Source organism: Pseudomonas sp. NA-150 (genome assembly GCF_044336365.1).
GTDB lineage: Bacteria > Pseudomonadota > Gammaproteobacteria > Pseudomonadales > Pseudomonadaceae > Aquipseudomonas.
In genome coordinates, this window is record NZ_CP172305.1 from 2940093 (window position 1) to 2952224 (window position 12132).

Here is a 12132-nt window from a genome sequence, read left to right on the forward strand (position 1 = left end):
TGCATGAAACCGAGCAATCCGCCCCCGAGCCTCTGTGAGCCGGCGACCCTGCGCACGGAAACCGCGGTGTTCAGTGATCAGTGGCTGCAACAACTGGACTGGCACCTGCTGCTGGTCGACGGCGAAGTCGCGCGATATCGCGTCAGCTCGAGTGAGTCAGCACAGCAATGGATGATTCTGCGGCCGGCCGCGCAGGGCTCGGACAATGTGTTCCGGCGGATCAATCATGAATTCGAGTTACGCGACCTGCTGGATCCGTCGTGGGCGGTGATGCCGGTCGCGCTACTGCCCAGTCCCGAAGGGCCGCTGCTGGTACTGGACGACAACGGCGGGCGGCTGTTGCAGGATTTCGTCAGTGAAAAACTCTCCATTAGCCGCTTTCTGCGACTGGCCATTGGCGCGGCCCAGGCGCTGGACCGGGCACATGCTCGGGGCATCCTGCACCGCGATATCAAACCGATGAATCTGATCGAGGGCAGCGACCGGGTGGTGCGACTGACCGCTTTTGCCCTGAGCGTGCACCACAGCCGTAACCTGTCCGGCGTGCCCGATTCCATCAGTGGCAGCCTGGCGTACATGTCGCCGGAGCAGGCGGGTCGCGCAGGAAGTCACACGGACGAGCGCAGCGATCTTTATTCGCTGGGCATCAGCTTTTACGAAATGCTCACCGGGCGCCTGCCGTTCAAGGGCAATGACCCGGTCGAGTGGCTGCATCAGCATGTTGCGTTGCAGCCGGTGCCCCCGGAGCAATGGCGCAATTCGATCCCGGCGCCGCTGGGGAGGCTGGTGCTTAAACTGCTGGCGAAAAATCCGGCGGACCGTTATCAGTGCGCCAATGCCCTTGAAGCCGACTTGCGCTTTTGCCTGGCGAACTGGAGCGAGTTCCGCCATATCCGCGACTTTGAACCGGGCGGCTCCTCCAACCGCAACGCCGATCCCCTGACGTCGCGACTGATCGCCCGGGCCGATGAGCGAGTGTTGCTGCTTGACTGCGTTGAGCGCGTCGGACGCAGCGGTCAGAGTGAAATCGTCCTGCTGTCAGGCTGCGCGGGCGTCGGTAAAACCGCACTGGTGCGCCAACTGCATCAAGAACTGGCGGGCAATCGCATCCTGTTCGCCACTGGCACGTTCGATCAATACCAGCGGACCATGCCTTACGCTTCGCTGACACGGGCCTTGCGATCACTGGTGTTGCGTATCCTGGGCGAAGACCCGCTGGAACTGCAGCGTTGGCGGGCGTCGCTGTTAAACGTGCTGGGGGCTGACGGTCGGCTGATTGCCAATCTGGTGCCGGAAATCGAGCTGGTGACCGGGCCATTCGCGCTCAGTGCAGAAATGCCGTCGCATGATGCCCAGGAGCGCTTCAATGCGTTGCTGCTGCGCCTGGTCCAGTCATTCGCCACAGCGCAATGCCCACTGATTCTGTTTTTCGATGACCTGCAATGGCTGGACAACGACACCCTGGCGTTCTTGAGTGCCTTGGGTCAGGGCGCGTTCCAGCACCTGGTGCTGATCGGCGCCTATCGCGATCAGCAGACCGATAGCTCGCCGGCGTTCGAGGCTTTCTTGCAGAGCATGCACGTCAGCCAGCAACGGGTAACGCGCCTGGCGTTGCAGCCACTGCGGGTCGCCGAGGTCGCGCAGATTGTCAGTGCAACCCTCGGCTTGGAAGTCGATGCCCTCGGCTCGTTGAGCCAAATCTTGCATGACAAGACCGACGGTAATCCGTTTTTCGTCCATCAGTTGTTGCAGACGCTACTGGACGAGCGGCTGATTGATCAGGTCCGTGATTTACAGGGTTGGAGTTGGGACCCGGCGCGCATCGCCGCGTTCCCGGTGGCTGAAAATGTCATTGAATTGATGGTGGCGCGGATTAGTCGTCTGCCAGTCAATACCCGCGACTTGCTAGGCCTGCTGGCCTTGTCCGGCAGCCGTGCCGACGAAGCCGACCTGGCCTGCTTTAGTGGGTTGAGCGCGAACAGCGTACGTCATCACTTGATCCCTGCCATTGAAGCGAAGCTGTTGCTGGAGGAGCAGGGCGGATTACTGTTCAGTCACGATCGGGTGCGAGAGGCCGCTTACTCGTTGATTCCGCAGAGCCGACGCCCCGCCGAGCATGCGCGGATGGCCCGGCGCTTGATCGATCAAATGAGCCCCGACGACCTGCAAGGCGCGTTGTTTCGCGTGGCGTTGCACATCCAGCAATCGTGCAGCAAACAACTGGTGGCGCAAGACCGAGCGCTATTCATCGAGGTACTGCTGCAAGCCGCGCACAAAGCCAAGGACACCGCTGCGGTTTCGTTTGCCTTGCAGTACTTGCAACTGGCCCAGCGACTGGGCGGAGAAGGGCGCTGGCAGCAGAATTACCCGCAGAACTACGACATCGATTTCCTCCAGGCGCAGTGCCTGATCTACAACGCGCAATACGCCGAGGCCGATGCCACGATCGAGCAGTTGCTGGAGCGGGTGTTCTCGTTGACCGAAGTCTCGTCGCTGTATGTGCTCAAGGTCGAATTGCTGTCGTTGTCTGGCGACTACGAGGCAGCGGTGCAGGCCGCACTGAGTGGCCTGGCGTTATTTGGCATCGACGTGCGCGGGGCCAATGAGGCCGACAGTGTGCAGAGCGCCTATGCCCGATTGCGGGACAAACTGGGTACGCGCTCCATTGAGTCGCTGGTCGAGTTGGGGCCGTTGAAAAATCTGTTTATCAAGGCCGCCATCGAGCTGCTGGCGAGCATGATTGACGCGGCGTCGCTGGTCGATGAAGACCTGTTGTTCCTGCTGCTGTGCCGGATCGTGCAACTGACCCTCAGGCACGGGGTCACCGAGGCTTCGCCGGTGGGGTTGGCGTGGTTCGGTGTGGTCGTGGCGCAGCGTTTCGACGCCTACGAAGACGGCCTGCGCTACGCTGACGTCGCGCGGGAAATCGTCGCTCGGCACGCGTACCTGAAAAGTGAAGCGAGTACCTTGATGGCGCTGGATCAGCTCAGCGTGTGGATTCGCCCGCTGGAGTTTTCCCTTGGTTGCGCGGAAAAAGCGCTCAAAGCCAGTCGCAGCGAAGGCAATCCCAGCATGGCCTGCCATGCCAACAACCAGATCATCTCCAACCTGCTGATCATGGGCGCGCCGTTGGCGCGGATCGAGCAGCAGATCGATGTCGGCTTGACGTTGTGCCGACAGCATAATTTTCGGTTTTCCCAAGTGACGCTGGATGCCGCGTCAGACTTCGTGCGTACCATCCGCGACTCAAGCGAAGATCGGGGCGAGACCACTGCCGGGCAGCCGGCGGCACATCTGCTGGAAACCACCATGGTCCCGGCGAAGTTCAGGGGCTGGTTGTTCAGTGGTATTCAGTGTTTTATCTTTCACGACCTGCCGGGTGCGCAGGACAGTCTGCGCAAGGCGCGGGAATGTGCCTGGTCGCTGCCGGCGCATATCCTGCAACTGGAACTGGAGTTATTCAGTGCGCTGACGGTGACCGCGCTGTGTGACCCGGCGACCGATGTGCAGGCAAGCCTGGCCAGTTTGCAGCCGTCGGTCGACAAGCTGCGGCGCTGGGCGACGTTGAACCCTGCGACCTTCCGCGACAAATTGCTGTTGGTCGAAGCTGAAATAGCCCGGATCGAGGGGCGTACGCTGGCAGCCATGGCGTTGTACGACTCGGCGATCCGTCAAGCGACGGTGGGCGGGTTCATTCAGGTGCAGGCGCTGAGTCATGAATTGGCGGGCCGCTGTTATGAGGCGCATGGCCTGACCACGGCGGCGCGCAGCCATTTTCGCAGTGCCCGCGACAGCTTTTATCGCTGGGGTGCCACGCGCAAAGTGCGCGACCTGGAATTGCGCCACCTGTACCTCCACGATCAGCCGGCTACTTCACGCTCGTCGGTGAATTTGATCGAGGGGCAGCATTACCTGGACATGATCTCGGTGACCAAGGCCTCGCAAGCCCTGTCGCGGGAAATCGTCTTCGACCGTCTGATCGAGTTGTTGGTGACCAACACCATCGTGCACGCCGGTGCGCGACGCGGGGTGCTGGTGCTGTTACGTGACGGAGCACCGATGATTGTCGCCAGCGGGCAGGTCGAGGACACGGGCGTTGAAGTCCGGCTGTCGTCGATTGCCGCCGACTCGACACACTTGCCGTTGTCGATGCTCTATACCGTGCTGCGTACCCGCCAGTCCATTGCCCTGGACCAGGCCGATGCCGATGAGATGTTCGCCGCCGATGGGTTTTTTCAAACGCACAGCGCCAGCTCGGTGTTGTGCTTGCCGTTGCTCAAGCAGGGCGAGGTGATTGGCGCGCTGTACCTGGAAAATGCCCTGGCCTCGGGGGTGTTCACCCATGGCCGGATCGGTGTGATCGAACTGTTGGCCGCGCAGGCAGCGATTTCCCTGGAGACTTCGCGCCTGTATGCCGAATTGCTGGAAGAAAACGCCCGGCGTCGGGATACCGAGGCGGCGTTGCGCACCAGCCAGGCATTTCTCGCGATGGGTCAGCAAATCAGCCAGTCGGGTACGTTTCGCTGGAATCCGTTCTTCGACGAAACGCTGTGGTCCAACGAGTTGTTCGCGATCTGGGGCCTGGCGCTGGCCGAATCGCCACCGAAACGCAGTGAGCTGATTCAATGGGTTCATCCCGATGATCGGCCGCGTTACAAAGCGGTGCTGGATCGCGCGGTGCGTACCCACGCCGCGTTTCGCCATGAGTTTCGGGTGATCACTGCGGACGGCACCGTCAAGCACCTGGAGACCCTGGCCGAACCCACGGGTGATCGATCGTTCGTCGGCGTGATCTCTGATTTGACCGACCGCAAAAACACGGAAATGGCCCTGCGTAACGCGCGAACCGAACTGGCTCACGTCAGTCAGGCGACCATTCTCGGTGAACTGGCGGCTTCCATCGCCCATGAAATCAACCAGCCCTTGGTATCGATCGTCTCCAATGCCAGCGCCAGTGTGCGTTGGCTGAAGCGTGAGGTGCCCGAGGTACAAGAGGCGCTGGAAGGCTTGCTGGACATTGCCAAGGACGGGCAGCGCGCCGCCGATATCGTCTATGCCTTGCAAGCGCTGGCCAAGCAAAAGGCCAGCCACTATCGAAAGATTGTGATCGATGACGTGATCCGCCAGGTATTGATGCTGACCGCCAGCGAAATCGAACAGAAACAGGTGGCGGTGGTGGCCGAACTGGACGCCTCAAGCGTGCGCGTGCACTCCGACAGCGTGCAACTGCAGCAGGTGATCCTCAACCTGATGATGAATGCGGTAGACGCCATGGTCGAGATGGGCGAAGGCAACCGGCGGCTGACCGTGACTTCCAGCGTGCACAGTGACGAACGGGTGGTGGTGACCATTGAGGACACCGGGCCCGGGGTCAGCCCGGCGAATGAAGACAACATCTTCAACGCGTTTTTCACCACCAAGGCCAGCGGCATGGGCATGGGCCTGGCGATCTGTCGCTCGATCATGAATGCCCAGGGCGGCACTTTGCACATGTTGCCGGGTCGTCAGGGCGGGACGATTTTTGTGTTCACCTTGCCGGGTGTCGAGCGGGTGGTGTGAGTCGGGTGGGCATTCAGAACGTTTAACGACTGGGCAAGGACTTTAAGCGGCGCTGAAACCTAGACTGGCGGTGATTTCCAGGAGGGTAGCCCGGCATGAACTCATTGACTCGCACTGTCCCGACCTCACTTGATTCTGTGGCGTACCAGTTGATTGAGGCGTTGTCCTCGGCGCTGGCGGATCCACGGGTTGCGGAGCGTGAACTGGTGTATCAGCGTTCGCTGGCGCTGTGTTCGCATTTACTGTCGCGTTATGAGCGCGACGATCTGCCCAAGGTTCATGAGCGCATTGCGCTGTCGCCGTGGCAGGAGCGTATGGCCAAGGACATCATGACCCGGCAAATGTCCAAGGGCTTGTCCATCGCGCGGATTGCCAGCGACTGTTCATTGTCGCGCAGCCATTTTTCCCGAGCGTTCAAAAAGAGCACCGGATACTCGCCGCGAGACTGGTTCTTGCAGATGCGTATTGGTCGGGCCAAGGCGCTGTTGCTGGAAGGCCGGGTGTCGATTTCGCAGATCAGCCTGGATTGCGGTTTCGCCGATCAATCACACTTTACCCGAGTGTTTACCCGTGTCGCCGGCGCGACGCCCTTTACCTGGCGTCGCTCGCAAGGGGCGGAAAAAGCCGCGCTGAACTAACCTGCGATAACTGTCTTCAGGTCTTAAGTATTGACCTGGAGGGTATTACCCCAAGGGGTAACAGGCGCAAGGTTACCGTGCTGCAGATTAAATCCCTCACTGTTTCTTTTTTCTTATAACGGTATTGCCGATGAATCGAAACGATCTACGTCGCCTCGACATGAACTTGCTGGTTATTTTTGAAGCATTGATGTTCGAGCGGAATTTGACTCGGGTCGCAGAAAAACTGTTCATGGGGCAGCCGGCCGTTAGTGCGGCGCTGGGACGTTTGCGCGATTTGTTTGACGACCCCTTGTTAATCCGTAATGGCCGGGTGATGGAGCCGACCGCGCGGGCGTTGTCGATTCTTAAAGAGTTGCAGCCGGCGATGGACACCATTTCCGGCGCCGTCAGCCGGGCCAAGGACTTCGATCCGGCAAGCAGCTGTGATCTGTTTCGTCTGGGGTTGTCCGACGATGCCGAATTCGGCTTGTTTCCGCCGTTGCTGAATAAGCTGCGCGAGGAGGCGCCGAACATCATCATTGTGGTGCGTCGGACCAACTTCCTGTTGTTGCCGGCCATGCTGGCGTCGGGGGAAATATCGGTGGGGGTCAGCTATACCACTGACCTGCCGGCCAATGCCAAGCGCAAGAAATTACGCAGTATCGGGGTCAAGGTGTTGCGCGGCGACTCCCGGCCGGGGCCCTTGACCCTGGATGATTTCTGCGAGCGACCGCACGCGCTGGTGTCGTTCTCCGGTGACTTGAGCGGCAATATCGATCTGGACCTGGCTCGGGTCGGGCGCGCTCGCCGGGTGGTGTTGGCGGTGCCGCAATTCAGTGGGCTGCGAGCATTGCTCAAAGGCACTGACATGGTCGCGGCGGTCCCGGACTACGCCGCCTGTGCGCTGGTCGAGGACTGCGCGCTGCGGGCCGACGACCCACCGTTCCCCATCGATGAGTCCGAGCTGTCCATGGTCTGGAGCGGGGTGCACGACAATGACCCGGCCGAGCGCTGGCTGCGTTCGCGGATCTCTGAGTACATGTCAGCGCCGATCAAGGATACGCAGTAAGCAGGCCCGCCCCCAAGGTTGACAGGCAACACACACATGGCCCCTGTAGGCGCTGCCGCAGGCTGCGATAAGGCCGGAACGGCCTTCGCGATTTAGAGTGATCGCAGCCTGCGGTGAAGCGCCTACAGAAGAATTGTGCCTGGCACAGGCCTTGTGGGAGCTGACAGATTCACTCTTTGCAAATCAATTAGTTGCCATTCTTTTCGTCAGGCTCAGCGCACAAACAGGCCATTTACAGCACGCTCATACAATTACCTGTGCCGACGATGAATCACTATGGTTCCTGTTGTTCAGACGGCGTCCAACAACTAAAGGTGAAGTCATGCAGGTGAGCAAGTTCGCAGAAACGACTCAGCACCTTGGGTTGTTAGTGCTGCGTATCAGCGGCAGCGTCTTTCTTTTACAGGTCCATGGCCTGCCCAAGTTATTGAACTACGCCGCCGAATTACAGCGTATCGAGGATCCCTTTCATCTGGGGGCAAACCTGACGCTGATGCTGGCGATTTTCGCAGAAGTGCTGTGCCCGTTGGCGATCATCGCCGGCGTTCTGGCGCGGCTGGCGTGTTTGCCGATTCTCACGGTGCTGATCATCGCCCTGGCGGTGGTGCACCCGGAGTGGACCCTCGAGCAGGGGCAGTTTGGCTGGTTGTTGTTGATCATCTTCACCACCGTGCTGATCGGTGGTCCGGGCCGTTTTTCCCTGAACAGTCGCCTACCCGAGGCCTTGCGTTATGCCTGATACCACTGGAGTTTTTCGATGAATCGCCCAGCGTCCGAGGAAATTGTCACCCTGATCATCAAGCACCGGATCAAGGCGGGCTTCGAGGCCGAGTATGACGTCTGGTTGCGCGAAACCGTGACGGCTGCCAGTCAGCATCCGGGGCATCTGGGCGTCGATGTGATTCGCGGAAAACAGGCCGGCCTGCAGCAGATCACCTGCATTCTGCGCTTCTGTTCCAGCACCGCGCTGCAGGGCTGGATCGATTCCGAAGAGCGCGCTCGCCGGGTCAAGGCCGCCGAGCACATGTTTGCCGACGGCGATCAGATCGAAGTCAACCCGATCAAGGAGTTCTGGTTCACCACCACCGACGAAAGCAGCCCGCCACCGCCGCGCTGGAAGCAGGCGTGCGTGACCTTTTTCGTGATCCTGCCGCATACCCTGCTGGTGCCGATCCTCTGGGGGCCAGTATTCAAACTCAATGCGTGGCTGGCCAATTATGTGGTCGGCACAATTCTGGTGACCGTGACCATTGTCGTTTCGGTGGTGTACCTGTTCATGCCGATAGCGACGCGGTTGTTCGCGTCCTGGCTATCGCCTTCAAAGCCATCGGCCTCAGACGATGGGGTCGAGTTGAACCATGAAAAAAACTGACGAGCCCGGGGCGGTGCTGCTGGCCCTTTTTTCCCAAACCTTGCCGAAGGAACTCCCATGAGCGCTGATCTGATTTTATTCAATGGCCAGTTTCATACCGTCGACCGTGCCAACCCCCGAGCGACGGCGGTTGCCATCGGTGGTGGGAAATTTCTGGTGGTGGGCAGTGATGCCGAAGCCATGGCGTTGCGCAGCAGCGCCACTCAGGTGGTGGATCTCAAAGGCAAGACGGTGATTCCGGGCCTCAACGACTCGCACTTGCACCTGATCCGTGGCGGTCTCAACTACAACCTCGAATTGCGTTGGGAGGGTGTGCCGTCGTTGGCTGACGCCCTGCGCATGCTCAAGGACCAGGCCGATCGCACACCAACGCCGCAATGGGTGCGAGTGGTGGGTGGCTGGAACGAATTCCAGTTCGCCGAAAAACGCATGCCAACCCTTGAAGAATTGAACCAGGCGGCGCCTGATACCCCAGTGTTTGTCCTGCACTTGTACGACCGTGCGCTGCTCAACCGCGCCGCATTGCGTGTGGCCGGCTACACCCGCGACACGCCGAACCCACCGGGTGGCGAGATCGTGCGTGACGCCAATGGCGATCCGACCGGCATGCTGGTGGCGCGTCCCAACGCGATGATTCTCTATTCAACCCTCGCCAAGGGGCCAAAGCTGCCGCTGGAGTATCAGGTCAACTCGACCCGCCAGTTCATGCGCGAACTCAATCGCCTGGGCGTCACCAGTGCCATCGATGCCGGCGGTGGTTTCCAGAATTATCCCGATGACTATGCAGTGATTGAACAGTTGGCCAAGGAACAGCAACTGACGATCCGCATCGCCTACAACCTGTTTACCCAAAAGCCCAAGGAAGAGTTGACCGACTTCAAGAACTGGACCGGCAGCGTCACCCTGCATCAAGGCGATGATTATCTGCGCCACAACGGCGCCGGGGAAATGTTGGTGTTCTCGGCGGCGGACTTCGAAGACTTCCTCGAACCGCGCCCGGACCTGCCGCAAACCATGGAGCAGGAGCTGGAGCCGGTGGTGCGCCACCTGGTTTCGCAGCGCTGGCCGTTCCGTTTGCACGCCACCTACGACGAGTCGATCACGCGCATGCTCGACGTGTTCGAGAAGGTCAACCGCGACATTCCGTTCAATGGCCTGCCGTGGTTTTTCGACCACTGCGAGACCATCTCACCGAAGAACATCGAACGAGTGCGGGCGCTGAATGGCGGTATCGCGATTCAGGATCGCATGGCGTTCCAGGGCGAATATTTCGTTGAACGTTACGGTGCCAAAGCCGCGGAGATGACCCCGCCGATCAAACGCATGCTGGCTGAAGGCGTGCCCGTCGGTGCCGGGACCGATGCCACTCGCGTGTCCAGCTACAACCCCTGGACCTCGCTGTATTGGATGGTCAGCGGCCGCACCGTCGGTGGTCTGGAGCTTTATCCAGAGGGGCTGTCCCGGGAAACCGCGCTGGAGCTGTACACCCACGGCAGCGCCTGGTTCTCCTCGGAGCAGGGCAAGAAGGGCCAGATCAAGGTCGGCCAACTGGCAGACGTGGTGGCGTTGACCGCGGACTTCTTCAGTGTCGAAGAACAGGCGATCAAGTGGATCGAGTCGGTATTGACGGTAGTCGGTGGAAAGATTGTCTACGGCGCCGACGACTTCGAAAGCCTGTCGCCGCCCTCGGTACCGGTGCTCCCGGACTGGTCGCCAGTGGTCAAGGTGCCAGGGCACTGGCGTCCGACCTCGCCGATGCAAGCACAGGTTCACCAGTGCAGTGGCCCTTGCGCGGTACACACCCACAGCCATGAAAAAGCACGGCTGTCGAATGCTCCGGTGAGCGATTTCATGGGCTTCTGGGGTGCGTTCGGATGCTCGTGTTTTGCCTTCTAAGGTGACCGCGCACGCGTTGGATAACGCTGGCGCAGGGGACGCCTGGAGTCCCCTGCGCCAGCGGATTTTCCTCGCCTTGTGGCTGGCCAGTATCGCCTCGAATATCGGGACGTGGATGCACGAGGTTGGCGCGGGTTGGTTGATGACTTCGTTGTCCGGTAGCCCAATGACCGTAGCCCTGGTGCAAGTGGCCGGGGCGGCGCCGATGTTTCTGTTGGCGTTGCCGGCTGGAGCGTTGGCCGACATCGTCGATAAGCGCCGCTACCTGATCGGCGTGCAGCTGTGGATGGCGAGTATGGCGTTGCTGCTGACCATCCTCAGTCTGATGGGGTTGATGACGGTGCCGCTGCTGCTATTGCTGACCTTAGGCATGGGCTTTGGCACGGCGTTGATGATGCCTGCATGGTCCGCGCTGACGCCGGAACTGGTACCCAATGAACAACTGCCGGCGGCGATTGTGCTGAGCAGCGTCGGCACTAACGTGGCGCGTGCCATCGGTCCGGCGATAGCCGGGGTGGTGGTGAGTCTGGTGGGGCCGTGGGCGACGTTCGGTGTCAATGCGGTGTCGTTCTTCGCGGTGATTCTGGTGCTGTTCTTCTGGCGCCCGGTGCGCCAAGTGCATGTGCTACCTGCCGAGCGGTTGTTCAGTGCGATTCGTGTGGGCTGGCGCTTTGCGCGCAGTTCGCGTCCGCTGCAACGAGTGATCGTTCGCACGTTGGCGTTTTTTGTCGGTGCCAGCGCGGGCATGTCGCTGCTGCCGTTGCTGGTGCGCGGCGAGTTGGCGGGCAGTGCCGCCGATTACGGCATTCTGCTGGGCAGCGTTGGTGTCGGTGCGGTAGTGGGGGCGATGCTGTTGCCACGGATCAAACGGCTGATGGCCTCAGATCTGTTGGTGGCGACGGCCAGTGTGGTCTACGCGTTGGTGTTGTTTGCTTTGGCATCCTTCCGCGATTTCATCGCGCTGGTGCCGGTGATGCTGCTCAGCGGCTGTGCCTGGATCGCCGTGCTGTCGAGTCTGCAAGTGGCTGCGCAAACCTCGGTGCCGGCCTGGGTTCGAGCACGCGCGCTGTCGGTCTACATCCTCGCGTTTTTCGGCAGCATGGCCGCCGGTGGCACGCTCTGGGGTTTGATTGCCAGCCACAGTTCGATCTCCACCGCACTGATGGCGGCGGGCGCTTTGTTGCTTGCGGGGGTTGCGGCGAGCTGGAAGGTGCATTTGCCGGTGACTGCCAAAGACGACCTCGCGCCGTCGTTGCATTGGCCAACTCCCTTGACCGACACCGATACCCCGGTGGATCGCGGGCCGGTGATGATCACCATCGAGTACGAGATCGCCGCCGAGCAATGGATTGAGTTCCAAAGTGCGATGCAGGAGGTGCGGCGCATGCGCCAGCGCAACGGCTCGTTTTCCTGGGGCCTGGTGCAAGACACCGAAAATAGCCTGCGCTGGCAAGAGTTTTTCTTCGATGAGTCGTGGGCCGGACACTTGCGTCACCACACCCGAGTGACCCGCGCCGAGCTAAAAATCGAGGCCGCCGCGCGACGTTTTCAGCGCGCCGACCATGCCATTAAGATCCGCCATTTTCTGGCGGGAAATACCGAGTGATGTAACTCAA

The 12132-nt window shown here is 60.5% G+C and carries 7 protein-coding genes; all 7 read left to right on the forward strand.

Features of this window, described 5'->3' with window-relative positions; all coding sequences use genetic code 11:
• The first annotated feature begins 3 nt into the window (after positions 1-3).
• The 7 genes from ACF0H7_RS14040 to ACF0H7_RS14070 all read left to right on the forward strand — a co-directional run bounded on the left by ACF0H7_RS14040 (position 4) and on the right by ACF0H7_RS14070 (position 12122).
• Positions 4-5559 (forward strand): AAA family ATPase, encoded by a 5556-nt coding sequence (locus ACF0H7_RS14040; RefSeq protein ID WP_397453341.1) that lies wholly within the window; start codon positions 4-6, stop codon positions 5557-5559.
• Between the two features lie 95 nt (positions 5560-5654).
• The gene (locus ACF0H7_RS14045) at positions 5655-6197 is read left to right on the forward strand and encodes a helix-turn-helix domain-containing protein (RefSeq protein ID WP_397453342.1); all 543 of its coding nucleotides are present in this window, start codon (positions 5655-5657) and stop codon (positions 6195-6197) included.
• A gap of 130 nt (positions 6198-6327) precedes the next feature.
• A complete protein-coding gene (locus ACF0H7_RS14050; protein WP_397453343.1) occupies positions 6328-7248 on the forward strand; it encodes a LysR family transcriptional regulator in 921 nt (306 codons plus the stop codon).
• 322 nt (positions 7249-7570) lie between these two features.
• Positions 7571-7987, forward strand: a complete 417-nt coding sequence (locus ACF0H7_RS14055) for a DoxX family protein (protein ID WP_397453344.1) — start codon at positions 7571-7573, stop codon at positions 7985-7987.
• An 18-nt stretch (positions 7988-8005) separates the two neighbouring features.
• A complete protein-coding gene (locus tag ACF0H7_RS14060; protein ID WP_397453345.1) occupies positions 8006-8620 on the forward strand; it encodes an antibiotic biosynthesis monooxygenase in 615 nt (204 codons plus the stop codon).
• A 57-nt stretch (positions 8621-8677) separates the two neighbouring features.
• The gene (locus ACF0H7_RS14065) at positions 8678-10516 is read left to right on the forward strand and encodes an amidohydrolase (RefSeq protein ID WP_397453346.1); all 1839 of its coding nucleotides are present in this window, start codon (positions 8678-8680) and stop codon (positions 10514-10516) included.
• Positions 10517-10532: 16 nt separating this feature from the next.
• Positions 10533-12122 (forward strand): MFS transporter, encoded by a 1590-nt coding sequence (locus ACF0H7_RS14070; protein WP_397453891.1) that lies wholly within the window; start codon positions 10533-10535, stop codon positions 12120-12122.
• Positions 12123-12132: the final 10 nt, after the last annotated feature.